Genomic DNA, 26,889 nt, shown 5'->3' on the forward strand with positions numbered 1-26,889 from the left:
GGGGCCGATACGGCTGGCAGGAGCACTGCCAGTTCATGTGCAACACTCAACCACAGAAAAGGTAGCGGCCCCTGGCCTGCTGCTGGAAATGGGCGTGGAGCGAAAGTCATGAATATTCCCCATCCGCTGCTGTTCGCCTTGCCTGGCAGCCAAGCCTATGCCAATGGCCTAGCGCAACGGCTGGGCTGGACCTTGGCTGCCCATGAAGGACGCGACTATGAGGACGGAGAGCAATGCTCTGGGTAACATTGATCAATACTCTGGTAGTGGTGCTGGTGGTCGTCATCCACTACGAATGCTTGCTGCGCCTGAACGATTGGCTGCCCCGGTTGAAGCTGTGGAGCCGGTTCCGGATCGTCGTCGGCGTATTTGGAGCACTGGTGGCACATGCGCTGGAAGTCTGGTGCTTTGCCCTGGCGTATTACCTGATGGCCAATGCCAAAGGCTGGGGAACATTGACCGGCAACTTCGACGGCACATTCATGGACTGCGTGTACTTCTCGTTCACCACCTATACCACCATCGGCTTCGGCGACATCGCCCCCAGCGGCAACCTCAAGTACCTGACAGGCTTGCAGGCGCTCACGGGCCTGGTATTGATCACCTGGACCGCGTCGTTCCTGTTTTTGGAGATGCAGAAATACTGGAAGGCCAAGTAGCGACTTTTTCAGGCCTCTGGAGGCGCTGTCCAGAGCCATCGAGCCACTTCTGGCAGGTCTTCGCGAGGATTCATGGTGGGGACCGATGGAGTGCGCCGTTACTGTCCTTGGTAGCTGGCAGCACCACGACCCGGGACCCAGACGATGCAGCGCAGGTCATTCATCGCATTGCCCTGTCCTGAATTAAACGCAGCACTACAACACCCGATAGCTTACGCCCGCAGCTCGTGGCTCGGTTGCCAAGCAATCATCGAACAGAATCGCCCTCTGGTTCTTGAGGCGTAAGGGTTGACGGCCCGCGCGGGGCCTCATCAGGCAGCATGTCCATTTGCTCAAGGCAGCGTCGCTCATCGGCCGGGGTCAACTGCTTGAACGAGCTGACTTCCATCAGGGGGGTGTTGAACAGTGCCAGGCGGACCACTCCATTGCGATCAAGAAAGGTTTGCGCCAAGCAACCGCAGATCGGCTTGCCCACCAGTGCGGCCAAAGGCACGGTTTCGGGCACATCGACCTGTGCCTGCAGATTGGCCTGGCAGCCACTCACGATCCGCTCCACCGATCGACCTGCCAACCACAGCGTGGCAACACCCAGCAGCGCCATTACAAGTAACATCCCAAGTAGCACGTTCGATTCCTGGGCAACCGACCGGATGAACGCGAGCCGGACCTGCCAGCCTGTGGCCTGGTCGCTGAAGATGGTCTTGCCGACTGTGCGCCTGACGCCCCGCTGTACAGCCCATCCGGCGGCTGCGCTGAGCAGCAGCAACGCCAGCAGCATGCTCGGATCGCGCATAGGCAGGCGCCACGTTGGGCCAAGCGCCTGGTAGGCCGATGCCGCCACGACCCACGTGGCAAGTGCCACGAGCCAACCAAAACTGCCCCGAGGGCGCTTCATCCAGGCCCTGAGCCTGGCCCTGGCTTGCATGTCCATGAAAGCCTCCCGTGCTTGTTAGCACACAGCGTCTATGGCAACGGTTTCCTGGTGTTCGGGCACGGCCACCTGCCAGCCAAGCTCGACGCTGATCCGGCGCCGCAAGGTGTCCGCTGCGTGCGGCTCACCGTGAATCACATAGGTCTGCCGTGGTGGCCGGGTGAAGCCGCGCAGCCACTCCATGATTTCATCCGCGTCGGCATGGGCCGACAGGTTGTCCATGGCATACACCTGCGCCCGAATAGGTATGTCCTCGCCTTGCAAGCGCACAGTGCGTGCGCCCGCGACGATATCGGCGCCTCGTGTACCGCCGGCCTGGAAGCCCGAAAACAGGACGCTGTTGCGCGGATTGGGTGCCAACGCCTTGAGATGATGCAGCACACGACCGCCGGTCGCCATGCCGCTGGCGGCGATGATCACGGCCGGTTCGCGGAGTTGGTCCAAACGCCGGGACTCATCGACCGTGCGCACGAAGCGCGTGCCGCGGAATACGGCGGCACATTCGTCGCGGCTCAAACGGTGTTCGCTCCTGAACTGCTGGTAAAGGGCGGTGGCATCCATGGCCATCGGGCTGTTGAGATAGACCGGGATGTCGGGGATCAACCCCTCGCGCTTGAGCGTGTACAGGTAATACATCAACAACTGGGCACGCCCCACGGCGAACGACGGGACCAAGGTGATGCCGTGGCGCAGGAGCGTCTGGTTGATGACATTGGCCAGGTATTGCTCAGTCGATTCCCGTGGGTGGACACGGTCTCCGTAGGTGGATTCTACCAGCAGTACGTCAGCGGTCCTGATCAGTTCGGGCGCGCGCATGATCGGATCCTGTGGCCGCCCCAGGTCGCCAGAGCACACCAAGGTTTGCCCATTGACTGTCAGTTGCACGGTCGCTGCGCCCAGGATATGCCCTGCCGTACGCAGCAGAAGCGTCACGCCTTGCGCAATGTCCAGGTGCTGGTGCAGCGTGACCGGATGAAACAGCTTCAGCACCTGCTTTGCATCCTGCTCGGTATACAGGGGCCGCGCCGGCGAGTGCTTGGAGTATCCATGGCGATTGGCGTGTTCAGCCTGCTCTTCCTGCAACCGAGCACTGTCGAGCAGGAGGATCTCGGCCAAGGCACAGGTGGCCGGGGTAGCATAGATCGGGCCATGGAAGCCTTCACGGACCAACACAGGCAGGTAACCACTATGGTCCAGATGAGCGTGGGTCAGCACCACTGCATCCAGCGAGCGCAAGGCCACGGGCAGCGGTTCCCAGTTGCGCAGACGCAGTTGTTTGTAGCCTTGAAAAAGCCCGCAATCGATCAACACGCGGGTTGAGCCATGGGCCAGCAGGAACTTGCTGCCAGTAACCGTGCTGGTGCCGCCCAGGAACGTCAGTTGCATGGCTGCGGCTCCCACGTATCGATCACCTGCGGATGAACGGTCAAGACACTGCACGGTGGTTTACCGACGATGCGCTCAGTGGTGTCGCCCAGCAGTTTGTCGAGCCCTTTGGGCTGCACCACCCCCATCACCACCACGTCGATGTCGAGTGCGGCCACCTGCTCGCGAAGGACCGTGACAGGCCCGCCCTCCATGAAGTGACGGCGATCGGTGGGCACGCCTTCGGCATCGGCCAGCGCGTCGAAGGGGGCTTGCAATGCCGTACGCATTTCATCGATCCATGCTTGCGTGACGTTCATATCCGAGGTGAAGACACCCGCCAGGTTGTAGGCGCACAACAGGTGCAGTTGACCGTCACACTGCAGTGCCAACGCTTGCGCAGCCTGGATCAGCCCGCGATTGAACAGCTCCTGGGTACCCGTCTCGTCGTCCCAGGCGGTGTCCACGGCGACCAGTATCCGTCGGGGCAATGACGGGGCTGCGGTCGGCACAAAGTGCGCTATGCCTTTAACACCACGCATCAGCGCGAAGTCCAGTGGCGTAGCGAACAGGCGTGCCAAGGGCGGCGTGGCCTCGCTGTCCTTGATCACCATGTCGGGTTGCAGCTCGGCAATGTAGTCGATGGCCTGACTGCGAATATCCTCTGCGCTCAGGCTATCGAACGTCAGCGCAAGATCACCGTTGGCGTGCCGTGCCATCAGCTGTTCGAGCTGCTCTCGGTAGCGGCTGAATTGGCGCTGGACATCGGCTTCGTTCAGCCGTTCTTCGCGCAGCAAATGCGTCTCGGTGGGTTCGAACAGGCCCAGCACATGCACGCTGGCACTGCTGACATGGGCAAGGGCCAGAGCCCTGCGCAACGCAGCTGAATGCGGGTCGATTTCGCGAAGCAACACCAGTAACTGTCGATACTGACCCATGGAAACCTCCCGATAGACGCGGTGGTGGCGATGTTGCGAGCATCGGAAGTTACGGCCTGCGCTGTTTGATACAGATCAGAAATTCGTCACCTGCGCGCAAAATTGACCCAAGTCAGACCCTGGCGGGCCGTTCACGCTACAACCTTCTCAGACGCCAGCGGTGGCGTGATCTGGAGGCACTATGAACATGCAGCCACCCCCCTACACAGACGCAAGCGAACACTGGGTCGAAAAACTGGCAGACGGCACGCCGGTACTGATCCGCCCCCTGCGCGACGAGGACCATGAGCGGGACAAGCGCTTCCTGAACACCCTGGCTTATGAATCGCGACGCTTCCGGTTCATTGCCGGGCTCAGCGCTGGCTTGCCCAATCTCGATGAGCAGTTGATGCAGGTCGACTACCACCAATGCATGGCTTACGTCGCACTTGCCCATGTTAATGGACGCCTGTGTCAGGTGGGTGTCAGCCGTTATGCCGCCATCCCCGGCAGCCGTAATTGCGAATGCGCGCTGGCGGTCAGTGAAGATTGGCAACGCAAGGGCCTCGGCAAGTCACTGTTGCAACACTTGATCGAGGCAGCCCGACGCAATGGCTTTCAGTGCATGATCTCCCGCGACCTGGCGAACAATTACGCGATGCACCGGCTGTCCAAGGCGTTAGGATTTGGGGCACGCTACTTGGCAGGCGATGTCAGCGAGATTCTTCACGAACTGGACCTGCAATCGTAAAGAACAAGGCCCTTTCGGGCCTTGTATTCAACCTTGCGAATGCTCCGGAGAAATCACCAGCACGCTGCTGGTCAACCGGTAGAGCATCCGCTCGGCAGTACTGCCGATGAACCAGCCGATACCATGGTGGTGATAACTGCCCATTACCAGAACATCGATGTCGTTGTTCTGCATGAACAGCCCCAAAACCTTGGCCGGATCCCCAACCCGCAGGTGTCGTTGCTCAACCGCGATACCATTGCGCTCGGCGAGCACCTGGAAGGCATCGCTCTGAGCTTCATGCAGCGTGCGCGCCTGGTTGGAATCGAACAGGAATGAATGCTCCCGGCTGCCGCCGGCATCCAGGTACATTGAACCGAGGTCATAGGCATACAGCAAGTCGATCCTGGCATTGCACTGCAGCGCGAGCTTTAGCGCTTCGCTGATGATCTGGTCATTGAACCCCTCGAACTGGTCCTCCGGCCGAGACAGGTCGACTGCCGCCAATATCCGCCTCGGCAGGGCATTGCTGGCCTTGTGCACAAGGTGCAGCGGGATCCGGGTTTCGCGCAGCAACTGGATGTCCAGTGAGGTGAACATCGCGCGCATCCACCAAGGCTCATGCTCGAACGCCTTGATCAGCATGGCAAAGGGCTGTTCGCGCAGGTGTATCAGGATCTCGTCTAGCGGGTGCTGGACCCACACCACTTCGGTGGTCACGGTGACGCCATTGCGGCGCATCGGCACCGCTTGGGTTTCGAGCCATTCACGGTGTTGCTGCACATACCCCTCGCGCATGACCGCCAGCGCCTGCTCATTGACCAAGCCCGCGGTGGCCAGGCCTTCGAGGTAGTCGAAAGCGACAATGTGCAAGGCCATCCCCTTGGCTTTAGCCAGCGCTGCAGCCCGGTCGTAGATCGGTGTCCGGCGCATCAAGGGCGAGGCGATGAAGAGAAGTCTTTGCGGGTTGGACATGGCACACCTCTACATTATGGATGGGCCACTCGATCATCTGCCAACGTCACGCAACGGGCTTGATGTTTATCAACTTCAATGCCCTGACCAACGGCCAGCGCTGCACGCTAGGCATTTGACCCAGATCAATGCTTCGAGGCTTTTTGCGCGCACGCTACCCCTAGCCAACAATCATCAGTATTGCCCGGAGGCGTGCGATGACCCTCATGAGAGCAGCGGTTTTTGTCGAGAAGAATCGTATCGTACTGGAGGACAAACCAGTGCCGGACATCGGCCCGCTGGACGCGCTGGTGCGTATTACCACCACCACCCTGTGTGGCACCGACGTGCATATCCTGCGCGGCGAATACCCGGTAGCCAAAGGCTTGACCGTGGGCCACGAGCCTGTTGGTTACCCACCGTTTTAGTCTCGATGACATCGAGGCCGCTTATGAGTTATTCGCCCATCAGCGCGACGGCGTGATGAAGGTGGCCATCACCCCCTGACGTCCGCCGTTGCAGGCAGGAAGCCTTCGCTTTGCATCGATAGGCAGTCCTTTGTCTGACAGGCTCTGGAGGTTCCAATGAACGTCTATGTCGAGGAAATCCCCGAACAGCATCGCTGGTGGGTTCACATGGATGACTGGCGGGTGAGTTTCACTAGCCCGCGTGAAGCTGAAGAGTTCGTGCAACGGCTATCTACCCGGCTGAACGCACCGCACCCGCTGAACATGATTGCTGGCTGGCAACCTCGTGCGGGCTTGACTGAGGGGGATAAACCGCTTGGCAGCCCCGACAACGCAGAGCGCCGATGCGCCAGGGAAGCTTGACATGTCAGGGCTAATCGATGTCAAAGCACTTGATCAACCTGCGCCGATGCGACGGGCAACGCCCATCCACCTCAAACCCCTCTCGACGCTGTGCGAAGAGTGCCGCGTCAACGGTTTGTGCTTGCCGACCGGCCTACCCGCGCAAGATCACGATTGCCTGGGCGCTTTGATCGGCCCTCGCCTTCGCATCCGCAAGGGGGCGGCGCTGTTCAACGCCAACGACCCGCTGACAACGCTGTATGCGGTGCGCTGCGGCAGTTTCAAGACCAGCCTGAACAATGCCGAAGGCCAAGGCGTGGTGATCAACTTCTGGATGCCAGGTGAGGTGATGGGGCTTGATGCCATCGCCACCGAACACCATGTGTGCGACGCCGTTGCTCTGGAAGACAGCGAAGTCTGCCCCGTACCCTATCGCCGCCTGCAAGCCTTGGCCCGTGACGTCCCCATGCTTCAGCAAAGCCTCAATCGCCTGATGAGCCGAGAAATCGTGCGCGAGCATGAGCGCGTGCTGATGCTGTGCAACCTTACGGCCGAAGAGCGCTTGGCGAGTTTTCTGCTGGGGTTGTCCAGACGCTTCTACAATCGCGGCTATTCCGCCCATGGCTTCATGCTGCGTATGTCCCGCGAGGACATGGCGTCATACCTGGGCTTGCGCCTGGAAACCGTCTGCCGGTCGGTCGCCCGCTTGCGCGCGCAGGGTATTGTTACGATGCGCGGGCGGCTTGTCGAGATCCTCGACTTGCCTGCGCTGATGGCGATTGAACAAGTGCGCCCTGCGCGATGCAGTGACACGCGCTCACGGTCCGGTGGCATTGGGCATCGACCTGCTGCCGGGCCCCGGAGGGCAGCAGAATGCGTTCAGCGCAAGTCTTGAGCGGGGCAGGCTGTGGCCTGAATTGAGCGTGAGATCGCAATCAGCTGCACACCTGCGGCGCAAAAACAGCACAATAGGACGATTTCAGTTATCGCAGGCTCATCCATGCTCTACGTTGTCATGCTCGGCGGACGCCATCCTCGCGCCAGCATTGAAGTTCACGATGTGGTATTTGCCCAGGCCGACTCGCTGGAGCAAACCTACCCCCTCTTGCGCAACGCCTGGTTCGGCAGCCCCAAAGGGTTGCACATCGACTCCTGGCTGGAAGTGCATGGGGTGGAGGGTTACCGCATCGAATTCAGCCAGGCTGCGCCCCAGCCAGGGGCCCTGCGCCTGTTCTTCCTGAACCTGGGGGGCTATGAGCGGCAGGTGTTTGGCGAAGCGCATCGCTACTTACTGGTGGCTGCTCCGGACAAAGCCGCAGCCAAGCAACTGGGTAAGCAGCGTATGGCGGCGGGTTGGTTGAAGCCCCATACCGACGCGGTGCTCGATGTCGACGATTGCTTACCGATTGACCTGCTGGAAGGGCGCTATGTGCACCTGGTTGAGGGGGAGCATTACGGCATTGTGCAACGGAGCGATTACATTCTGATTTGAGTGACAGGTCATCAACGCCTGTACGTTCCCTGCAGATGACACGCGACTAAATCTCGCAACAGGGGGATCACATAGTCTCTTTGATTGTTTTGACCGTTATCGTTTTCGCGAAGAACCGCCGATTTGTTAACACATTCGCGCGGGTTTTAGCGTTTTCGCCTGTTCTCACCAGCGCAACAACCGGGGCCCCGCCAACGCCCCCACCAACGTGGGGACCAGCATGCCCAACAGGTACCAAGCCCCCCAGAACGGCACCTGCATTTCCGGGCAGTGCAGGCAATACGCCAAGGTTGCAGTCGAACCGGCTAGCAGCCCTGCGGCGCCACCGGCCTGGCGCAACCGTGTTGGGGCCAGGCCGCGCAATGCCCAGAGCACGGCGATGAACACCGGCACGCTCAGCAGCGAGATATTCAACGCGCAGGTACGCCAGGTACGGCCGAAGATCAACTCGGCACGGGCCTCGACCGGGGCGCCTGCCAGGCTGATCGCCGCACCCACCCAGACCAGCAGCAACGGCAGCCCCAACAGCCCCCAGGCCAGCCCACCCTTCACACCCGGCCGGGCCAAACGTTGCGTAAGCCATAGCGCAAGCAGCGCGAGGCTGCCAGGCAAGGCCAGCTTGGCCCAGAACAACGGCGTTCGTGCCACGTCGGCAAGGTCGCTGCGCACGCCATAGAGGGCCACTGTCATCAGTACTGCGGCGAGCAGGCCCGCGAGCAACGCCTGGGCCAGGCGCCGCGCCAGGGCATGGCGGTCCACCGGCCCTTCGCCAGCGGCCAGCAGGGTAATCAGGTCATCGGTTTTCATCGTCTTCACTGCCTCGAATCAGCCTGGCCAAGGCCTTGAGCCCACGGTGTATGCCTACCTTGACTGCCGAACTGGAGAGCCCGGTGATATGCGCGGTCTCCTCCACCGACAGGCCCTTGAGCTTGACGTGGACGATCGGCAAGCGCTGGCGCTCCGGCAGCTGCCCCAGCAGTTTACCCAGGTCTCGGCTGGCCTGGGCGGGCGCTTCGTCGCTGGCGGCGAATAGGTCACTGTCGTCGTCCAGCAGGTCGTGCAGCGCATCGTGATGCGCGTAGCGGCGCAGGTAATCCGCCAGCTTGTAGCGGGCAATCGCCTGCACCCAGGCCGTCAGCGGCTGTTGCGGCTGATAGGTATGCCGCGCGTTATGCACGGCCAGCAACACTTCCTGCAACAGGTCTTCGACCTCGGCCGGTCGCTGTTGCAGCCGCCGCTTGAGAAAACCCCGCACATGCAGCGCCAGTGCCGCGAGAAATTCGCGGTAGGCCTGCGCATCACCCGCCAGCCCGCGCAGCAGCAAACCCTGCAACTGCGTCTCGCGAGCGGCGAGGAGGTCCTGTGGGTTAGTTCGTTGCATTGGGCGCCAGGGTTACACCGTCGGAAGGTTTGTTTTATCGAACCTTAGATGAGCCACAGCCACTGGAAAAAAAATTTCGTCGGCCTGTAACCCGGGCAGCGATCGCCGCGAACTACTCAATGAGCCTTCGGTACAACACCCTGGCCCCATCCTCTGGAGACACTCTCATGAAAACCCTCGCCCTCGCCACCGCCGCCCTGGCCCTCGCTTCAATGGCCAGTGTCGCCTTCGCCGGCACCACCGCCGGCACGGGTACCGCCATGGAAAAATGCTACGGCGTCGCCATGGCCGGCAAAAACGATTGCAAGGCCGGCGCTGGCACCACCTGCGCCGGCAGCGCGAAAAAGGACTACGACGGCATGCACTGGAAGAACGTCCCAGCCGGTACCTGCACGTCGATCAAGACCCCCAACGGCATGGGGTCGCTGACCCCGATCAAGTCCTGAGCAGAGGCCGCCGACCATGAACCGGAACTTACCCCTGGGCGCTGGGCTAGGGCTCAAGGCCGAGCACTATGCCCAGGCCCTGGTGTGCAACGCCGAAGGCCTGTGGTACGAGGTCCATCCGGAAAACTACATGGTCGGCGGCCCGCGCCTGGCCTGGCTGCAGCGCATGGCCGAGCGCCATCCGCTGTCGCTGCATGGCGTGGCACTGTCACTGGCAGCGGACGCCGAGCCGGATGCCGCCCACCTGCGCCGCTTGCGCACGCTGATCGACCAGGTAAAGCCGGCGCTGGTGTCCGAGCACCTGGCCTGGTCCACCTGGCGCGGCCAGTACCACCCCGACCTGCTGCCGTTTCCCCGCAGCCGCGAAGCGCTAACGCGCATCAGCGACAATATCCTGCGCACCCAGGAGGCACTGGGGCGGTCAATCGCCCTGGAAAACCCCAGCCACTACCTGCAGGTGCAAGGGCATGACTGGGACGAGATCGATTTTCTCGACGAGCTGGTGCGCCGCACTGGGTGCACCCTGCTGCTGGACGTCAACAACGTGCATGTCAGCGCACACAACCTGGGTTTCGACGCCGCAGCCTATCTCGACCGCTTCCCTGCCCAGGCCATCAGCGAAGTGCACCTGGCCGGGCACAGCCACGACACGCAGGGCGCGCTTCTGATCGACTCGCACGATGCCGCGATTGCCGAACCTGTATGGGCGCTGTTTCGCCGCTTGATTGCGCGTATCGGCCCACGCCCGACGCTGATCGAGCGCGACGGCAACCTGCCGGCGTTCGATGACTTGCTTGGCGAACGCGGCATCGCCCAAACCACCCTCACGTCTGCGGGAGCCTTGCCATGAACATGCCCCTCGGCCAGTTCCAGGACGCCTTCATCGACGCGCTCTACCAGCGCCCTGCCCCGGCGCTGCAAAGCCTGACTGGGCAAACGGCATTCGCGGTCTACCGCAATACCGTGCTGGCCGGTTGCGTCGACGCGCTGCGGGCCAACTTCCCCTGCGTCGAGACCTTGGTCGGCGCCGACTGGATGCTGGAGGCCGCGACCGCCTACGCCCAGCAGTTTCCCCCGGACGATGCCCGGCTGATCCACTACGGTGCGGGCTTTGCGGCGTTTCTGGAACAGTTGCAGGCTAGCCATGGGCTGCCCTACCTGGCCGATGTGGCACGCCTGGATTTTTACTGGTGTGAAGCGTTCAGCGCTACCGAAGACCCTTGCCTGGCGCTCACCGACTTGGCTGGCATGACCGCCAACGACTTGATGCACAGCTACCTGGCCCCACGCCAGAGCGTGCGCTGGCAGTGGTTCGATCCGCACCCGGTGCTCAGCCTGTGGCGATGCAGCCGTGAAGGCCTGCCGTGGTCGGGCGCGCAACCGTGGGTGGCCGAAGGCGTGCTGCTCTGCGGCGGCCTCGACGGCGTCAGCTATCAGCCGCTGGAAGCCGGGGGTTGCGCCTTTCTCGATGCCTGCGCGGCAGGCCATACGCTGGAAACCGCGTCGCAATGCGCCCAGCAACGCCAGCCCGACCTGGACTTCAGCGACCTGCTCGGCCGCCTGATGCAAGCCCGGGTCTTTCGCCCACTCTCATTCGCATGAAGGAATGGCCATGGACACCCTGCGCCCCACTGCCCCGGCAATCAGCCTGCGCCAACGCTGGAACAGCCTAGCCGAACGCCTGCAATTACTGCTCAACGACACCGTGCTGTGCCTGGTCGCGCGCCTGGGTATCGCCTCGGTGTTCTTCATGTCTGGCCGGACCAAGGTGGAGGGCCTTCTGAGCATCACGCCCAGTACCTATGAGTTGTTCCAGAGCGAGTATGCGCTGCCACTGGTTTCACCCTGGCTCGCGGCCCACCTGGCGACCTATGCCGAGCACCTGTTCCCGCTGCTGCTGGTGCTTGGCCTGTTTACCCGGCTTTCGGCGCTGGCCCTGCTGGGCATGACCACGGTGATCGAGGTGTTCGTCTACCCGGACGCCTGGCCTACCCACCTGTCTTGGGCGGGCCTGCTGCTGTTGCTGGTGGCCAAGGGCGCTGGCGCGCTGTCACTGGACCGCGTATTGCGGCTGCGCTGAACGCCGCCTATTTAGGCTCTGTACGAAACGTTTTGTGGGAGCGGGCTTGCCCCGCGAATGGGGCTACGCGGTGCATGGCACCGGCTTCGCCGGTGTTCGCGGGGCAAGCCCGCTCCCACGTGCGTCAATTTTTAGAAATTGCGCAACAAAGCCTAAGACCTAGGGCAACCCGACGCGCTGGCACGCACGGCGCTGGCGAGCTTCTGCAGGTTGGCCTGCTGGGCGCCGACCAAGCTGCCGACGCTGTTTTGCGCGGGGGTCTGCACGGAGGTGCGGCAGGTCATCTCGTCCTGCCCGGGGCGCTTCAGCCGCCACACCGCCTCCAGCAGTGCGTACTGGCCAGGGACTGAGTCGAAGCGCTGCACATCCACCCGCAGCAGTGTGCTGGGCGTGCCGCCGACCGGCCCGCCCAGCTGGTCCTGCAAGGCACTGCGGAACTCATCGACCAGGTTGGCGCCCCACCACTCAGTTTCGAGAATCACCAGGCTGCTCGTGCCCTGGCGGATCACCAACTGCGGGCGGTCCACCTGCGGCGGCATGCTGACCCGCTCGACCAGGATCTTCTCGCCCGCCGCGTGGCTGGGCTGCGCAGCGACCAACGTGTGGTAGTTGTTGGGCGCGCTGCGACAGCCCGCGGTCAGCACCACCAGCGTGGCCAGCAACAGGGTAGGCAACGTGCGCATCGGCTCTCACTCCTTGGGCGTGGTCAGGGTTGCACGTCGTCCGCGCCTGCCGCTTTTGGCCGGCCGCGAATGAGCGATTCGGGATGACGGCCGAGGTAATCCGCCAGGTCCCTCAGCGAACGGGACATGCGCTCCAACTCCTGCAGCGTGTCACCGAGTTTCTCCCGCTGCGGCGAGTTCTCGGAGATCGCTGAATTGGCCGTGCGCAGGGTTTTCTGCAGTTCATCCAGTGTGGTCGTCAGCCCAGGCAGGGTTTGCCCATCGACGCGTTTGACCGCGCTGCGCAGTTCGCGCAGCGTACCGTCCAGATTTCCGGCAATGCTTTCGAGCGGCAGCTTGCCAATACGCTCGACCACACCCTGCAACTGCTCTTGGAGTTTTTCCAGGCTGCCGGGCACGGTGGGGATGACGATGGGCTCGGCGCTCATGTCGAAGGCCACTTTCGGGGCGTCCGGATAGAAGTCCAGCGAGATGTACATCTGCCCGGTGATCAGGTTGCCACTGCGCGCCTGGGCACGCAGGCCGTGTTCGACGAAGGTGCCTATCAGGCGCCGGGCACCGGCGGCGTCGCCTTCTGCATGGTTGAACACCTTGAGCATTTTCTGGTGCACCGGCCCCAAGCGTTTCGGGTAGATCGCCGCATCGACCACCACAGGGAATATCTGTTTCTGAGGGTCGTAATCCAGCGTGATCGACGTCACCCTGCCAAATTCAACCCCTTTGAACTCCACCGGCGCTCCCACCGTCAGCCCACGCATCGACTGGTCGAAGCGTAGGCGCAAGTACTGCGGGCTGCCCGTTGGCGGTGCGAGGGCCGCGTCGCGGTCGACGAACAGCTCGAACGCCTGCTGGTCGGCGGCGGGCTCGGCTGCAACGGCATATTCGGGCGTGCCGAAGGCCAAGCCGCCCATAAGGATCGACGACAACGACTGCGTCTCGACCTTCAGCCCGTTGGCGCCAATCTGCATGTCGATGCCGCTGGCGTTCCAGAACCGCGTATCGAGGGTGACGAAGGCGTCGTAGGGGGCCTGCACGAAAACGTCGATGTCCACGCCCCTGCCATCGGGCTGCAGCGCGTAGGACACCACCTCGCCCACCTGGATCCGGCGAAAATAGATCGATGAGCCGATATCCAGCGAGCCGAGGTCATTGGCGCTGAGCACGAAGCGCTTGCCCTTCTCGCCATAGGTGATGGCCGGCGGTGATTCCAGGCCGACGAAGGTTTTCGCGGGCTTATTCGACTCGCCGGCATCGGCGCCGATGAAACTGCCCGACAGCAAGGTGTCGACCCCAGATATGCCACCGGCGCCGATACGCGGGCGCACCACCCAGTAGCGGGCGCTTTCGGTGGCAAACGACTCCGCCTCTTTCGACAGCTCCACCTTGGCCACCACGCTTTTGTGGTCCGCCGCCAGCTCCACCGAGGTGACTTCGCCGATCACCACGCTGCGGTAGCGCACCTGGGTCTTGTGCGCCACCAGCCCCTCGCCGCTGCGAAAGGAAATCGAGATCACTGGCCCCTGTTCCATCCAATTGCGCACCACCAGCGAGGCGCCCACCAGCAGTGCCAAAATCGGCACGATCCACACCAGCGAGACACTGAAGCGGCGTGTGCGTACCTGCGCCTGGCCGGGCCCAGCAGGGTTCTCAGTCTCCAGCGCCATCGTGGTGCTCCCCGTGGTGTGGTTGGTCGTCCCAGATCAGGCGTGGGTCGAAGCTCATGGCCGAGAGCATGGTCAGTACCACCACCAGGCCGAAGAACAGGATGCCAGGCCGCGGCTCGATGGTGCCCAGCCCGCGCAGTTGCACCAGCGCGGCTACCAACGCCACTACCATGACGTCGAGCATCGACCAGTAGCCGATCAGCTCGACGAAGCGAAACAGTTGCGAACGTTGGCGACGCGCCCACTGGCTGCGGCGCTGGGCAGTGAACAGCAGCAGGCCAAGGGACACGAACTTGATGCCCGGCACACCGATACTGGCGATAAAGATGATCAGCGCGATGTCCCAGGCGCCCGCCTCCCAGAACTCCAGCACCCCGCCAACGATGGTGCTGTCGCTGCCCTGGCCGAGCATCTCGGTGCGCATCACAGGCAGCGCATTGGCCGGCACGTAGAAGATCAGCGCGGCAAACAGAAATGCCCAGCCCCGGGCGATCGGGTTGGCCTTGCGCCGGTGCAGCGGCGCGCCACAGCGGTCGCACTGGTGCTGGCCTTGGCGCAGGTCGCAGGCCTGGCCGCAGCCGTGGCACAGGCACAGGTGCAGTTGCTCGGCCAGCGCCGGGGCGCTCATACCTGCACCCACAAGTCGCGAATATCGCGGCCGGCAATGAAGATCATCAACACGCTCAACGCCGCCAGCGCGATCAGCCCAATCCCCGGGATCACCTCAAGTAACCCTGCCAGCTTGATCACCGCCACCATGGCGCCCAGCAAGCACACCTCCAGCATGCTCCAGGGCCGCAACCCCTCCAGCGCCCGCATGCAAGCGGCAAACCCCGGCGCGCGGCGGTTGCCTAGGGCAAACCCTAGCACCCAGCACAACAGGGCGATCTGTAGCACCGGGGCGAAGATGATCGCCAACGCCAATACCAGGGCGATGAAGGTGATGCTGCCGTGGCTGAGGATCTGCACCGAATCCCACAAGGTGGCCGAATTGCTCAAGCCGCTCATGCTGATCGTCATTACCGGGTAGGCGTTGGCGAAGACCAGCAGTACCCCGCCGGTGATGCACAACGCCAGACGCTGCTGCACATTCAGTGGGTTGTGGCGATAAAGCACGCCGCCGCAGCGCTGGCAGCAGGCACTTTGATGACGGTGCAATGGCGTGCGCCGGTACACGGCGTCGCAGTACTCGCAAATGATCACATCATCCGCCTGGGCCATGCATGCCCCCCGAATTGGCGCTTACCTGGCAGATAGCGTAGACAACGGGTCGGCAATCTGCTCAAGCACCTTGTTCAGGCGAAATTTGCTTGCTGGGGACCTTGGCAGCTATTACGCGCCGCACATTCAAACTCGGCTTCGGCGCGCGTCGAAAAGCTCAGGCTGAGACGCACCTTTTCTTGCGTATCGTAAAGGTCATAGCCCTCCCCCAAGGCACTGGGAAAACCAATGCGCCGAGGAAAGATCTCTTTATGGCGAGGTACCGCGGGAACCACAACGAAGCGCATGTGCATGATCAGCCCTCTCCGGCAGTTCTTTAGTATTAGTCTGCATATGGGAAAGACTCAAGCTGGCTCATGCAAAGAATGAGGTTAAACCCAAAAAGCTTAGGATTATTGGAGCCATAAATACCGGGCCGGCGGTTGTTCAGGCGTTTTGTCAGAATCCCCAACAATAAATGCACCAGCCAAGATTGCCTCGAAGTCACAACTGAACACAGACCTTCCTGTGTGTGAACAGAGGTATACAGTCATGGCGAACAATCAAGACTGGGGTGCAAACCAAGGCGGCAACGCCAATACCGGTGCCGGCGATGCCGGTCAGAAAGGCGGCCAGGGTGCCGGGGGCGACATGCCCGACAAACAGAAAGGCGGCCAGCAACCAGGACAGAAACCTGAAGACAAGATGAACAAGGACTGGGATCGCTCAACTGACACAGGGCGCCAAGGTGGGCAGCCCGGCACTGACCAAGCCAACCGCCAAGACCCCGCCGACAAGGGCCGTATGGGTGGCCAGGCCGACCACGGGGATACTCAGCAACGGGATGAAGACCGCTGATGCCTTTGGCCCCGGGGTTGCACTACTGCCCTGGGGCTAAAGTTTGAAACGCACATGGATCGTGCTTTTTGCTTGCGCACGGTCAACTGTGATCGCCTGGTTGCCATAACCCGAATAGCTTTTGACCAAACGCATACCCAGGCCGGTACCCGTTGGTTTTGGGTAAGACTCCGGAAAACCATCGCCTTCGTCGGTTACGGTGATCAGCGCATGATCCCCTTGGCCACTCACGCTGACTTCCACCGTGCCTTTGCCATACTTCAAGGCGTTGGTGATGAGTTCGGAAATCACCAAACCCAGAGGCGCCATCCGTTCGGAGGGCAAGACGAACGTGTCCGCGTTGAGCAAGATTCTGCGCTCGGCCAAAGCTTTGCCCAAATCCCCCAATAACGCCGCAAGGTAGTCACAGGCCCGCACGGCTTGGGCCTCGGCGTTCTGATAAAGGCGTTCATGCACGCTGGCGATAGTCAAAACCCGAGTCGCCGCCGTCTCAAGCTGCAGCTTTACCGCTTCATCCTGGGCCATGTTTGCCTGCAGCAACAGCAACGTGTTGACCAGGTGCAGGCTGTTTTTGACCCGGTGATGGATTTCTTCTAGGTACAGGTCGCTTTTGCTCAGCTTGATGTTCTGCGCGTCGATCAACGACAGCAACTGGGCTTCATGATGACGTCGCTCGGTGATGTCGCGTGAAACAGCGATCATCTTTTGAAAGTCCCCTTGCTCGCCAAAAATCGGCGCAACCGTCACGTCCCACCACTTAGGCTCCTGTTGCTGGGTTGGGCAAAAAGCCTCGAACCGGGTCGACTCGCCGCCTGTGACTTTACTGATCGCTTCCAGCACCAGGTTTCGGGATTCGTCAGGCCAGAGCTGCGACCACGCCACACCGCGAACCTGGGCCAGGTCGCCGATGTGCATCAGGCACATGCCGGCATCGTTCATGAATTCTATGTCGCCGCTCGCGGACAGGATCTTCACGCAATCGGGGCTGGCGTTGAGCACGCTCTCCGAATAAGGGTCGGACGAATGCATCTCCGAGCTTGCAGAAATCCGCTCGACCGCCATGGAGATGACGTTGGAGATGCCCTCCAGGAACACCAGGTCGCTTTCGATGAAGTCTTCGCCATTGCTGCTGTCGGCTTCGAGCACGCCGAACGGGGCGGATGGCCCGCGAATGGGTACGTTGATCGCACGCTCGATGCCGTATTTTTTAAGCAGTGAGGGGGTTCTGAAGCGTTGCTCCTGGCCCAGGTGGTTGGACAGCACCGGCCGGTAGGTGGAAATGGCATAGCCTGCGGGGCTGGCGATGTCCCCGCCCACCGTGGCATGCCCGATGTCAGCTTCATCCCAACCCACACCATGGGACAGCAAAAACTCGTCGCTGTCCGCTATGGGCGTGAGCACTTTGGCAAATGGCGTCTCCATGCCCTTGGCCACGACATCGCACGCCAGCGTCAGCAGCGCATCCAGGTTAGACGACTTCAGTGACATGACGCCGTACTCGACGACCAGTTCGTGCTGCCGCCGCAGCCTGGCATGCGACTTCTGCAGCGCGGCGCGAATGGTTTCGTCGGGAGATTGATGCTGCATGGGGACTATTTCCAGAAACGAGATAAAGATGCACGCTGAAGCGCTTTCGCCAGTGCGTCAGCACTGTGGTTTACACCGCGCATTGCCCTGATGCAACAACGAAATCAGTCTAACCCCGCCGCTCATGCACGCCGAACACATGGCAGTTCATCTGTTCAACTCACCAAGATGGCCTGATGGTGTTCGATAGAGGGTATGGATACCTCCTCTCGCCGGGCGGCAAGCCACGCCCGCATGCGCTCGGTATCGAAAATCTGACCCTCCTCCATCATCACTAGAATGAGTGATTGAGACATTCTGTAACACCCGCATTGCGAGCAGCGTCGCTCTTCCCACCCGAGCGGGCATTCGACGGAATCAGCATGTCCAGCGCAAATCAGACAACTCATGAAGCCCCCTTATGCTCTTTTTGGCGTGGGAAGTTGTTTACAGGTCGACAGGATGGGTCGCATAACGGTTAAGCATGAGATTTTCATGCCAACTTTAAATTCCCTTTATGTCATGACCGCGCATCGAGTTGTTCGACTTGTGCTAGCCAAGGTTAAGCCGCACCTTGTCGAGCAGATCACCGATCTGGAACGGTTTGATCAACAGGTCCATCCCAGTGTCCAGAAACGCCTGCCGATCCAGCGCGGTCTCGGCATAACCGGTCATGAACAAAACCGGCAGCCCTGGGCGGTAAGTACGCGCCATGTCGGCCAGTTCGCGGCCACTCATGCCCGGCAGCCCGACATCGGTCAGCAACAACTCGATGTCGGCATCTTCGCGCAGGTGGTCCAGCGCTTGCTCGATGGTTTCGGCCAGGGTGCAGCGATAACCCGCGTCAGCAAGCACTTCTGCCACCGACAGGCGCACAGAGGCCATGTCTTCGACCACCAGCACATGCTCGCCAGCGCCGCGCTGGTCCAATTGTGGCACCTGTGCCTCACAGGTGACCTGGTGGCTGCTGGCCGGCAACATCAACGTCACCTCGGTCCCCTGCCCTAGCACGCTGCAGATCGACACATGCCCACCCGACTGGCGGGCGAAGCCATAGATGGTCGATAGCCCAAGCCCGGTCCCTTGGCCTACCGGCTTGGTGGTGAAGAACGGGTCGAACACCCGCTCCAGCACCTCCGGTTCGATGCCGCCGCCATCATCGCGCACGCTCACCGCCACATAGGGGCCGTCCTGCAGGTAAGGGTTGCCATGCGACCAGCTCGCCGCGGTGTTGATCCAGATATGCCCGCCTTTGGCCAGGGCATCGCGGGCGTTGATCACCAGGTTGAGCACCGCACTCTCTAGCTGGATCGGGTCGACCAGGGCGATGGTCGGCTCGCTGGAAAGCTCTAATACCAGCACGATCCGTTCGCCGATGGTGCGGGTGATCAGCTCTTCCAGCGAGCGCACGCGCTCGTTGATGTCCACCGGGCGGGTGTCCAGCGGCTGCTGACGGGCAAATGCCAGCAGCCGGTGGGTCAGCGAAGCGGCGCTCATGGCTGAACTGAGCGCGGCGTCTGCGTAACTCGGGATCTTTTCCAGACGGTTCTGCGCCACCCGTTTGCGGATCAGCTCCAGGCTGGTGATGATGCCGGTCAGCAGGTTGTTGAAATCGTGGGCGATCCCCCCTGTCAGGCTGCCCAAAGCGTCCATCTTTTGTAACTGCAGCAGTTGCGCCTCGGTCTGCGCCCGCTGGGCCATTTCTCGCGCCAGCTGGGTGTTGGCGTCATCCAGGCGTGCCAGGTGCGAGCGTTCGCGGTGGCGGTGTTCGGTGACGTCCTCGACGAACACCAGGCAGAACCCTGGCGCTCGGTAGGGCGAAAGCTGCCACTCGGTGTCCCGTGGCTGGCCGTGCACGCTCATGCCCAGCGTGCCACGCCAGCGCTGGCCAGCGGCCAGGTGCTGGCGCAAGGCGGCGATGGCGGTTTGCTGACCGTCGACAAAACACTCCTGCAGCGCCTTGGGGTTACGGTTGTCTTGGGTCAGCTGGGCGAATGCATGGTTGCATTCATGCACCTTGAGCTCGGCATCGAGCACGGCGATGGGTGCTGAGACATTGGTGAAGATTTCCCGAAAGTTGGCCTCGCTTGCGCGCAGCGCCCGCTCGGTATCGCGCACCCGCATCAAGGTCCGCAGGGTCGCCACCAACACATCCGGGTCCACTGGATGCACCAAGTAAGCGTCGGCACCGGCGTCGAGCCCGGTAATGATGTCACCGGTCTGGATCGACGCCGCCGACACGTGAATCACCGGCAACAATGCAGTCTCAGGGTCCGCGCGCAGCAACCGGACGATATCGAAACCGCTCATGTCCGGCAGGTTGACGTCGAGGATCAGCCCGTCGATCTGCTCGCTGCCGATCATGGCCAGCCCCTCACCACCGGTGCCCGCCTCCAGCACCTGGTAGCCATGCAGGGCCAGGCGGCGACGCAGCGCATAACGCGTGGCGACGTTGTCGTCGACGATCAGCAGGCGAATGTCAGGGTTCATCAGCGCTCTCCTGGGCCAGCGCCAGCGGGATGATGACAAAGAACGACGACCCTTCGCCCGGCACACTGTCCACCCCTACTTCACCGCCCAGCAAGGCCGCGAAGCGCTTGCACAGTGACAAGCCGAGGCCGGTGCCGCGCAGGCGTTTCTGTAGCGGCGAGTCGATTTGGGCGAAGTCTTCGAACAGCCCGCCCAGCAGTTCAGGTGCGATACCGATGCCTGTGTCGCTGACCGCGAAGCGGATCTGGTCGTTGCCCTGCAAGTGCGCCGACACCCGCACTTCGCCACGGGTGGTGAACTTCAGCGCGTTGGAGATGAAATTGCGCAGGATCTGCGCCAGCTTCTTGTCATCGGTATACATCTTCGGCAGCCCGTGTGGCTCCTCAAAGATGAGGTCCACCGAACCCATGTCGACGATCGGGCGGAACATCCCGCGCAAGGCAGCGAACAGGTCGAGCATGTCGAACCAGGCCGGCGAGATGGTGATGCGACCGGCTTCGATCTTGGCCAGGTCGAGCAAGTCGTCGACCATGTCGCTGAGTTCGCGCGTGGCGTTGCTGACGAAGGCCACCTGCAATTGCTGCTCCTTGCTCAGCGGCCCGTCCACTTCGTCGGCCAACAGGCTAGTGATGCTCAGGATCGAGCCCAGCGGCGTGCGGAACTCGTGGCTCATGTAGGACAGGAAGCGGCTTTTAAGGTCCGATAATTGCATTGCGCCATCGCACGTGCCGCTAACTCTAGGCCAAGATTGCCTGGCGCGTTGCGAATCGAAGCCGCCTACACCGGCAACTCGGTGGTGAGCTTGATTTTCTCCATGGGCACTTCGGTTTTGACGTTTTGCACCACACTCAGGCTGGTCAAGTGAGCGATCTGGAAGCGGCGATAGGCCTCAAGGTCCGCGGCTACCACCCGCAACAGCAAGTCGCAGTCACCCGCCATGACGTGGCACTCCACCACTTCGGGCAAAAGCCGCACTGCTTCGACGAACTCATCGGTGGTGTCCTGGTCCTGGCGCTTGAGCCACACCCGCACAAACAAGGTCAGGCCCAGCGCTACCTTGGCCGGGTCCACCAGCGCCACATAGCGCTCGATAACGCCGGCTTCTTCCAGCAGGCGCACCCGCCGCAGGCACGGTGAGGGCGATAACCCCACCTGTTTGGCCAGCTCCTGGTTCTGTAGGCGGCCGTCGCGTTGCAGCGCCCGCAGGATACGTCGATCGATGGCGTCGAGCTTGATTGGCATTGAAAACCTTTGATTGGAATATTTCGGCAGCAGATGCCAAATACTCACGCCAGTAGAGCCACTACGCAACCCTATTTCAGCGATTCATTGGAATAATTTTCCCCCACTGGAGGTGACCATGAATGCCCTTGAATCCGTAGTTGAAGATCCCCCTGCAACGCCAGACCGCGAATGCCCCGCTGCCGCGACCACCGAATCGCCACCCCAATCGAGCCCGCGCACCGGCTCCACTTCGAGGGGGTGTCAGTGGGTGGCCTGGGTCAGCTTCATCACGCTCGGCGCGCTGATCGGGCCGCTGCTGGGTGACCTGCACCCCTACGGCTTGGACATGGCATTTGCCGCCGTCTTGCTGGTGCTGCTCAAGGGCCTGTGGAAAGGGGTGCACGCCGCCCTGCCCTGGCTGTTCAGCCTGGTGACTGCAGGGCTGTTCTACCTGCTGATTCCCGGTGGCGGGTACGTGCTGGCGGGCACGCTGGCCGGCCTGGTCAGCGCGTACCTGTGGGCAAAGCCATTCAGCCGGGTGCTGAACGCCGCCCCTGGCTGCGTGCTGGTTGCCGTGATCACGCCCGCCTTCGTTTCTGGCCATCCCGCAGACCTCATCGCCCTGGCACTTACCGCTTATGCCGCTTCACGGTTTTCAATCTTGCCAGTGATGCTGTTCGCCCTCGCCGTGACCGCTGCGCTGCGTACGCTACTGCCCGGCTGACGCCAGCTTGCCGGCAGCCGGCAAGCTGTCGAGAAATGCGGCAATCTGTTGGCTGCCACGCACGTGCACGACAGGCACCTGCGGCCCTTTCGCCAGGCGCTGCGCCTCGATGCCTGGGCGGTAGCCGCGATCGAAGTTCCACACGAAGTTCAGGAAGGTCAGAAACGCCCGGTCGAGTTTCTCTGTGCAACCGGCGGGTAGGTCTGGACGGGGCCGGTTCATGACGCTGCGCAGGATCACCCGGGTGAAACAGGTAAGCCGGGGCGTATCGAGCCAGATGACCAGGTCGGCACGGGGCAGGCGCAGGTCGAATGTGCGCCGGGCGTAGTTGCCTTCACACACCCAGCTGTCTCCTGCTGTCGCCTCGCCGACCCGCTGGCGGAACAGCTCGGCGTCCGGTTCGACCCAGCCGGGCTCCCAGAACAGGGTATCCAGGTGAACCACCGGCACGCCGAGCCGCTTGCCCACGGCACGAGCAAGGGTGGATTTACCACTGCCGGCATTTCCCAGAATCACAATCCGTTGCATGGCGGCTTCCTGTCGCGAAAAAAGCCGGCAATTGTGCAGGTTATGGAGGGGCAGTCCAATCCCTACACAAAAATAGACTTCATTGGTTTAGCCGGCTTCCATAGGACAGCACATAACTTATGGGTTTAGCAGGGACCTGTGGGAGCTGGCTTGCCAGCGATCACCGGCGAAGCCGGTGCCATGACTGGTCCTTACACCATGTGCATCTCGCGAATCAGCTTCTTGTTGATCTTGCCGATGCTGGTCTTGGGGATGTCAGTGACGAAGTGCACCTGCCGGGGGATCGCCCACTTGTTGATCTGGCCCCGGTCGACGAACTGCTTGAGGTGCGCCTCGAGCATCGGCTGGTCAAGGCTGTCACCGGGCGCGCGGACCACCAGGGCAATCGGCCGCTCACCCCACTGTTCATCGGGAAAGCGTTGTGTATCGACATAGGTCGACCAGCAACTGTTATGACTCTTTCTGAAGCCGAAAAGCGGAGCTGAAACCTACAGCACTGCTTCGTACAAAACCTAGAGCCCCACGTGCAACAGCACCAGCACCAGCGCCACCAAGAACACCGTCTCGCCAACCATCAGCAAAATCGGCTTGATGCCCACGGCGGCCAGCTCCTTGAGCTGAGTCTTCATGCCCAGGGCACTGATCGACACCACCAGGCACCAGCGCGACAGCTCGTTGCCCCCACCCTGCACGGCCAACGGCACCCACCCGGTGCTGTTGATGCAGGCCAGCGCCAGAAACCCCACCGCGAACCAGGGCAACAATGGCGGGCGCTTGCCTGCGGTGTCGGTACCCTGGCGGCGCGAGATCATGGCCGCGACAACAATCACCGGCACCAACATGGCGACGCGCATCAGCTTGACCACCGTGGCGGTGTCGCCGGTTTCGGGCGACATGCTGTAGCCCGCCCCCACTACCTGGGCGACGTCATGGATCGTCGCGCCAAGAAAGACCCCGGCAGCCTGTGGCGACAGGCCGAGCGCGTTGGCGATCATTGGGTAGAGGATCATCGCCAGGGTCGACAACGCCGACACACCGATGACGGTGAACAGTGTCGCCCGCTCTTTTTGCGGGTGGCTGGGCAGCGCAGCGGCCAGCGCCAACGCCGCCGAGGCGCCGCAGATCGCCGTGGCGCCACCGGTGAGCATGCCGAACAGGCGCTGGAACCCCAGGGCCTTGGCCGCCACCATCGACACGCCGATGGTCACCACCACCAGGATCACCACCAGTGCGACGGCCTTCCAGCCCAGACCTGCCATCTGCTCCAGGGTGATGCGCATGCCCAGCAATGCCACGCCCAGGCGCAATACCGTGCGTGCGGTGAATTCGATGCCGGCTTTGCATTTGCCATCGCTGGCCAGAAAGTTCAGCGCCAGGCCTAGTAGCAGGGCGAACAGCATGACCGGCGCGCCATAATGCTCCGCCAGAAAGCTCGCCGCCCCAGCGGCAATCAGGCTGACGCTAAGCCCCGGCGCCAACTCCCGCGCGCGGTGGTTGACCTGGGCAAGCGCAAGGGTGCTCATGACACCACCTCCTGGCCGGCGATGACGATAAAGACCTGGTCGCCCTCCACCTCCACCGGGTAGCTGGCCACTTTGAGTGCCTTGGAATTGAGCAGGTAGCCACTGGCAAGGTCAAAGCGCAGGCCATGGGCGCGGCACTGGATCACGGCGCCGTCCAGTTGCCCGGCGCACAACGATGAACCCTGGTGCGGGCAGCTGTCGTCGATGGCCAGCAAACGCCCGTCGACATTGAACAGCGCCAGGCTTTTGCCCCCGTGTTCGAACAGCACACGCTCGCCGACGCCTGGCACACGCTGGGCCGGTACCTCGATACGCCCGTTCACGCCTGCACCCCCGCCGAACGCGACAGCGCCAGGTGCATGGCGTCGAGCAGTTGCTCTACCGGCTGGGCACCGAACACGCGCAGGTGATCGTCGAAGACGAAACACGGCACGCCCCTGCTGGCGATGTCGGCGCTGGCACTGATGAATGGCCGGCCATCAGCGCTCAGGCTCCCGGCCAGCGCGGCAGGCGTAAAGCCGCACTGTTCGGCGATGCGCAACAGGGTGTCGCGATCGCCCAAGTCTTCGCCCTCGCGGAAATACGCGGCAAACAGCCGCTCCAGCAGCGCCTCGACCTGTTGCTCGCTGCCCAGCTCGACCGCATGCAGCAGCAGGCGATGGGCGTCGGCAGTATTGGGCATGCGCGCGATCCGGCTGAAGTCGATCAGCTCGCCCACGGCACGCGCAGCCTCCTGCACTTGCCCTTGGCGTTGCCGCACCGCCTCGTCGCTGCCCAGGCGGCGGCGGTCGAAGTCGGCGAACGGCTGGCCGGCTGCGGGCAGGTCGGGCAACAGCTGCACGCCGTGCCAGGCCAGGGTGACCTCGCCCTCCGGCCGGACTTCGCGCAACTGAGCCAGCGCGGTTTGCAGTTGCCGCTTGCCGATCAGGCACCACGGGCAGATGAAATCGAAATACACGTCAATCGACAGCGAATGCTTCACGTACGGGCCTCCAGTACGGGCTCGACAGGCGCTTGCGGGCTATTGCCACAGGCCAGGCGCGCCATGTCAGGGTGGTAGTGGCGCTTGGCGTAGAAAAACACCGCGGCGGCGGCGATGCTGATCAACGGCACCAGTTGAAAGGCGGCTTGCAGGCCGATCAGGTCGGACACCTTGCCGGTGATCAACGGGCCTGTGGCCAGGCCGAGCAGGTTGTTGCTCAGGGTCAGGGTGGCGAATGCCGTGCCATGCACCGTGTAGTGGGTCAGGTTGGCGACCATGGCACTGGACGGGCCATTGGAGCCTGCGGCAATCATCATGCCCAGGCAGATCAGGACCAGTTGCGGCAGGCCCGCCGGCATGGCGAAGGCCACCGACAGCAGCACACAGCTGCCCAGGCAGTAGGCGATGGCCAGGCTGATCTTGCGATCAGGGCGATCGCGCCCCATGCGGTCGCACAACATGCCGCACAGCACGATGCCGACGCCGCTGCACAGCACGATGATTGCTGCCACGGCGCCGGCCCGGTCGGTGCTCATGGCGTAGTAGCGGTTCAGGTAGCTGGGGATCCAGACGATCACCGTGCCGCCGACGAACAGCTGCAAGCCGCTGCCGACATAGGCGCTGATCACCGAGCGGCTTGAATAGAGCGTGCGCAGCGGGCGCAAAGCCTTCAAGGCGGCCTTGTCGCTGGCGCTTGCCTGATTTTTCGGGGCAATGCGCGCCTCGCGTACGATCAACGGGTAGAGCAGCGCCAGGGCCAGGCCGAAAAACGCCATGCCGGCGAACGCCCAGCGCCAACCCAGGTGCTGGGCCATCACCCCGCCCAGGGCCATGCCCAGCACAGAGCCGAACATGCCACCGGCCATGAACGACCCGGCCAAGGTGGCACGCATCTCACGCGGGAACACCGCCACCACCACGGCAATACCGACGCTGCCATAGGCAGCTTCGCCGACACCGACCAGAAAGCGCGCGATGAACATCTGCTGGTAGTTTTCGGCGACTGCGCAGCCCAGCGTGGCCAGGCTCCACATCACCGCCATGAAGGTCAGGCTCTTGATGCGACCGATGCGGTCGGCGAGCAATGACAGCGGAAAGGTCAGCAGCCCGACCATCAGGGCGACGATGCCGCTGAGCAGGCCGAGCTGGCTGTCGCTGAGCTGCCATTCCTGCTTCAACAGGGGGAACACGGCGTTGAGCACCTGCCGCGACATGTAGTCGGAGATCAACAGGCCGAAGGTCAGGGCAAAGACGATCCAGGCATAGCGCCGGGGGATGCCCAGTGATGTATCCGTGCCTGGGTCCGTCGCACCGGTGTGATAGGTGGCCATGCTGCCTCCTCGGGTATCTGGCTTGGGTTGTTTTTGTTGTTATGAACAAATGCCAAAATCTGTGCTGCGGGTACTGGCCTCATCGCCTCGCGTCAGACGCGCGCCCCTTGTAGGAGCAGCCTTGCGCTGCGAAGAGGCCGGTGAAAGAACCGCAGATCTTCGCAGTAATCACGGGCCTCTTCGCAGCACAAGGCTGCTCCTATGTATGGACTCGCCCACACTGTCTAGCTGCTTTTGAACATAGGAACCCGGTTGCATCTATGTATCAGGCCTATTCGAGGAAGCTTTTTGCTTCTGGCCAACATCGTGGTGAGCTCGCAGCGTGCCGTTTACATTGAGGCCATTCATCAGG

The 26,889-nt window shown here is 62.3% G+C and carries 31 protein-coding genes and 3 pseudogenes; 13 read left to right on the forward strand and 21 right to left on the reverse strand.

Features of this window, described 5'->3' with window-relative positions:
* Positions 1–108: 108 nt before the first annotated feature.
* Complete coding sequence (locus HU750_RS25455) at positions 109–246, forward strand: hypothetical protein (RefSeq protein ID WP_514132430.1); 138 nt, start codon at positions 109–111, stop codon at positions 244–246.
* On the forward strand, positions 234–659 hold the full coding sequence (locus tag HU750_RS25460; RefSeq protein WP_186683059.1) for a potassium channel family protein: 426 nt from the start codon (positions 234–236) through the stop codon (positions 657–659). Before HU750_RS25455 ends, HU750_RS25460 begins: the two co-directional genes overlap by 13 nt.
* Before the next feature lie 247 nt (positions 660–906).
* Here HU750_RS25460 and HU750_RS25465 read toward each other — a convergent pair whose 3' ends face one another.
* The 3 genes from HU750_RS25465 to HU750_RS25475 are packed head-to-tail and all read right to left on the reverse strand — an operon-like array spanning position 907 to position 3,893.
* Entirely contained in the window at positions 907–1,590 is a 684-nt protein-coding gene (locus HU750_RS25465) for a hypothetical protein (protein WP_225935657.1), read from the reverse strand.
* An 18-nt stretch (positions 1,591–1,608) separates the two neighbouring features.
* Positions 1,609–2,976, reverse strand: coding sequence for an MBL fold metallo-hydrolase RNA specificity domain-containing protein (locus HU750_RS25470; RefSeq protein ID WP_186683061.1), 1,368 nt, complete (start codon positions 2,974–2,976; stop codon positions 1,609–1,611).
* On the reverse strand, positions 2,967–3,893 hold the full coding sequence (locus HU750_RS25475; protein ID WP_186683063.1) for a universal stress protein: 927 nt from the start codon (positions 3,891–3,893) through the stop codon (positions 2,967–2,969). The genes HU750_RS25470 and HU750_RS25475 overlap by 10 nt, the downstream gene beginning before the upstream one ends.
* 187 nt (positions 3,894–4,080) lie before the next feature.
* On the opposite strand from HU750_RS25475, the gene HU750_RS25480 reads away from it, so the two are divergent.
* A complete protein-coding gene (locus tag HU750_RS25480; protein WP_238348946.1) occupies positions 4,081–4,623 on the forward strand; it encodes a GNAT family N-acetyltransferase in 543 nt (180 codons plus the stop codon).
* A gap of 27 nt (positions 4,624–4,650) precedes the next feature.
* Here HU750_RS25480 and HU750_RS25485 read toward each other — a convergent pair whose 3' ends face one another.
* The gene (locus HU750_RS25485; RefSeq protein ID WP_186683067.1) at positions 4,651–5,577 is read right to left on the reverse strand and encodes a universal stress protein; all 927 of its coding nucleotides are present in this window, start codon (positions 5,575–5,577) and stop codon (positions 4,651–4,653) included.
* Between the two features lie 197 nt (positions 5,578–5,774).
* Between HU750_RS25485 and HU750_RS25490 the strand changes: the two are divergent.
* The 4 genes and pseudogenes from HU750_RS25490 to HU750_RS25505 form a co-directional block, all read left to right on the forward strand.
* Positions 5,775–5,969: pseudogene (locus tag HU750_RS25490) on the forward strand (alcohol dehydrogenase catalytic domain-containing protein); the annotation flags it as partial.
* 171 nt (positions 5,970–6,140) lie between these two features.
* Positions 6,141–6,386 carry a hypothetical protein gene (locus HU750_RS25495; protein ID WP_186683069.1) on the forward strand — a complete coding sequence of 82 codons (246 nt, stop codon included), beginning with the start codon at positions 6,141–6,143 and terminating at the stop codon, positions 6,384–6,386.
* Between the two features lies 1 nt (position 6,387).
* Entirely contained in the window at positions 6,388–7,260 is an 873-nt protein-coding gene (locus HU750_RS25500; protein WP_186683071.1) for a helix-turn-helix domain-containing protein, read from the forward strand.
* A gap of 105 nt (positions 7,261–7,365) precedes the next feature.
* Positions 7,366–7,857, forward strand: a complete 492-nt coding sequence (locus HU750_RS25505; protein ID WP_186683073.1) for a DUF1543 domain-containing protein — start codon at positions 7,366–7,368, stop codon at positions 7,855–7,857.
* A gap of 165 nt (positions 7,858–8,022) precedes the next feature.
* Here HU750_RS25505 and HU750_RS25510 read toward each other — a convergent pair whose 3' ends face one another.
* Entirely contained in the window at positions 8,023–8,664 is a 642-nt protein-coding gene (locus HU750_RS25510; RefSeq protein WP_186683075.1) for a DUF1109 domain-containing protein, read from the reverse strand.
* Positions 8,651–9,238 (reverse strand): sigma-70 family RNA polymerase sigma factor, encoded by a 588-nt coding sequence (locus tag HU750_RS25515; protein ID WP_186683077.1) that lies wholly within the window; start codon positions 9,236–9,238, stop codon positions 8,651–8,653. Before HU750_RS25515 ends, HU750_RS25510 begins: the two co-directional genes overlap by 14 nt.
* A gap of 167 nt (positions 9,239–9,405) precedes the next feature.
* On the opposite strand from HU750_RS25515, the gene HU750_RS25520 reads away from it, so the two are divergent.
* From HU750_RS25520 to HU750_RS25535, 4 genes are read left to right on the forward strand one after another with little or no spacing between them, the layout of a single operon-like run.
* Positions 9,406–9,684, forward strand: a complete 279-nt coding sequence (locus HU750_RS25520) for a BufA1 family periplasmic bufferin-type metallophore (protein WP_027596420.1) — start codon at positions 9,406–9,408, stop codon at positions 9,682–9,684.
* Positions 9,685–9,700: 16 nt separating this feature from the next.
* A complete protein-coding gene (gene bufB / locus HU750_RS25525) occupies positions 9,701–10,534 on the forward strand; it encodes an MNIO family bufferin maturase (protein ID WP_186683079.1) in 834 nt (277 codons plus the stop codon).
* Positions 10,531–11,286: an HvfC/BufC N-terminal domain-containing protein gene (locus tag HU750_RS25530; protein ID WP_186683081.1), complete on the forward strand. Its 756-nt coding sequence runs from the start codon at positions 10,531–10,533 to the stop codon at positions 11,284–11,286. The genes bufB and HU750_RS25530 overlap by 4 nt, the downstream gene beginning before the upstream one ends.
* 10 nt (positions 11,287–11,296) lie before the next feature.
* Entirely contained in the window at positions 11,297–11,764 is a 468-nt protein-coding gene (locus HU750_RS25535) for a DoxX family protein (protein WP_027596417.1), read from the forward strand.
* 152 nt (positions 11,765–11,916) lie between these two features.
* Here the strand turns inward: HU750_RS25535 and HU750_RS25540 are convergent, their stop codons facing one another.
* From HU750_RS25540 to HU750_RS25560, 5 genes are all read right to left on the reverse strand, one after another.
* Positions 11,917–12,447: a PqiC family protein gene (locus HU750_RS25540; RefSeq protein ID WP_099429619.1), complete on the reverse strand. Its 531-nt coding sequence runs from the start codon at positions 12,445–12,447 to the stop codon at positions 11,917–11,919.
* 23 nt (positions 12,448–12,470) lie between these two features.
* Positions 12,471–14,111, reverse strand: coding sequence for a PqiB family protein (locus tag HU750_RS25545; protein WP_186683083.1), 1,641 nt, complete (start codon positions 14,109–14,111; stop codon positions 12,471–12,473).
* Positions 14,095–14,739, reverse strand: a complete 645-nt coding sequence (locus HU750_RS25550) for a paraquat-inducible protein A (protein WP_186683085.1) — start codon at positions 14,737–14,739, stop codon at positions 14,095–14,097. The genes HU750_RS25545 and HU750_RS25550 overlap by 17 nt, the downstream gene beginning before the upstream one ends.
* Entirely contained in the window at positions 14,736–15,332 is a 597-nt protein-coding gene (locus HU750_RS25555) for a paraquat-inducible protein A (protein ID WP_186683087.1), read from the reverse strand. Before HU750_RS25555 ends, HU750_RS25550 begins: the two co-directional genes overlap by 4 nt.
* A gap of 74 nt (positions 15,333–15,406) precedes the next feature.
* Positions 15,407–15,631, reverse strand: a complete 225-nt coding sequence (locus HU750_RS25560; RefSeq protein WP_186683106.1) for a hypothetical protein — start codon at positions 15,629–15,631, stop codon at positions 15,407–15,409.
* Positions 15,632–15,863: 232 nt separating this feature from the next.
* On the opposite strand from HU750_RS25560, the gene HU750_RS25565 reads away from it, so the two are divergent.
* Positions 15,864–16,169: a hypothetical protein gene (locus tag HU750_RS25565; protein WP_186683089.1), complete on the forward strand. Its 306-nt coding sequence runs from the start codon at positions 15,864–15,866 to the stop codon at positions 16,167–16,169.
* A gap of 36 nt (positions 16,170–16,205) precedes the next feature.
* Here the strand turns inward: HU750_RS25565 and HU750_RS25570 are convergent, their stop codons facing one another.
* From HU750_RS25570 to HU750_RS25585, 4 genes and pseudogenes are all read right to left on the reverse strand, one after another.
* The gene (locus tag HU750_RS25570) at positions 16,206–17,756 is read right to left on the reverse strand and encodes a sensor histidine kinase (RefSeq protein ID WP_186683091.1); all 1,551 of its coding nucleotides are present in this window, start codon (positions 17,754–17,756) and stop codon (positions 16,206–16,208) included.
* A 531-nt stretch (positions 17,757–18,287) separates the two neighbouring features.
* The gene (locus tag HU750_RS25575; protein WP_186683093.1) at positions 18,288–20,225 is read right to left on the reverse strand and encodes a PAS domain-containing hybrid sensor histidine kinase/response regulator; all 1,938 of its coding nucleotides are present in this window, start codon (positions 20,223–20,225) and stop codon (positions 18,288–18,290) included.
* A pseudogene (locus HU750_RS25580) lies at positions 20,215–20,934 on the reverse strand (sensor histidine kinase); the annotation flags it as partial. The pseudogene HU750_RS25580 and the gene HU750_RS25575, both read right to left, overlap by 11 nt.
* Before the next feature lie 68 nt (positions 20,935–21,002).
* The gene (locus HU750_RS25585) at positions 21,003–21,467 is read right to left on the reverse strand and encodes an Lrp/AsnC family transcriptional regulator (protein WP_081717555.1); all 465 of its coding nucleotides are present in this window, start codon (positions 21,465–21,467) and stop codon (positions 21,003–21,005) included.
* A gap of 118 nt (positions 21,468–21,585) precedes the next feature.
* On the opposite strand from HU750_RS25585, the gene HU750_RS27680 reads away from it, so the two are divergent.
* Complete coding sequence (locus HU750_RS27680; protein WP_225935660.1) at positions 21,586–22,173, forward strand: hypothetical protein; 588 nt, start codon at positions 21,586–21,588, stop codon at positions 22,171–22,173.
* On the opposite strand, the gene HU750_RS25600 is transcribed toward HU750_RS27680, so the two are convergent.
* The 6 genes and pseudogenes from HU750_RS25600 to HU750_RS25625 form a co-directional block, all read right to left on the reverse strand.
* The gene (locus tag HU750_RS25600; protein WP_186683095.1) at positions 22,159–22,701 is read right to left on the reverse strand and encodes a P-loop NTPase family protein; all 543 of its coding nucleotides are present in this window, start codon (positions 22,699–22,701) and stop codon (positions 22,159–22,161) included. The genes HU750_RS27680 and HU750_RS25600 overlap by 15 nt on opposite strands.
* A 191-nt stretch (positions 22,702–22,892) precedes the next feature.
* Positions 22,893–23,111 (reverse strand): annotated as a pseudogene (locus HU750_RS25605) (AMP-binding enzyme); the annotation flags it as partial.
* A 102-nt stretch (positions 23,112–23,213) separates the two neighbouring features.
* Positions 23,214–24,224, reverse strand: coding sequence for a YeiH family protein (locus HU750_RS25610; RefSeq protein WP_186683097.1), 1,011 nt, complete (start codon positions 24,222–24,224; stop codon positions 23,214–23,216).
* A complete protein-coding gene (locus HU750_RS25615) occupies positions 24,221–24,547 on the reverse strand; it encodes a Rieske (2Fe-2S) protein (protein ID WP_085273820.1) in 327 nt (108 codons plus the stop codon). The genes HU750_RS25610 and HU750_RS25615 overlap by 4 nt, the downstream gene beginning before the upstream one ends.
* Positions 24,544–25,206, reverse strand: coding sequence for a DsbA family protein (locus HU750_RS25620; protein WP_186683099.1), 663 nt, complete (start codon positions 25,204–25,206; stop codon positions 24,544–24,546). Before HU750_RS25620 ends, HU750_RS25615 begins: the two co-directional genes overlap by 4 nt.
* Entirely contained in the window at positions 25,203–26,537 is a 1,335-nt protein-coding gene (locus HU750_RS25625) for an MFS transporter (RefSeq protein WP_186683102.1), read from the reverse strand. Before HU750_RS25625 ends, HU750_RS25620 begins: the two co-directional genes overlap by 4 nt.
* Positions 26,538–26,889: the final 352 nt, after the last annotated feature.

Source organism: Pseudomonas sp. SWRI50, assembly GCF_014269095.1.
GTDB lineage: Bacteria > Pseudomonadota > Gammaproteobacteria > Pseudomonadales > Pseudomonadaceae > Aquipseudomonas > Aquipseudomonas kermanshahensis.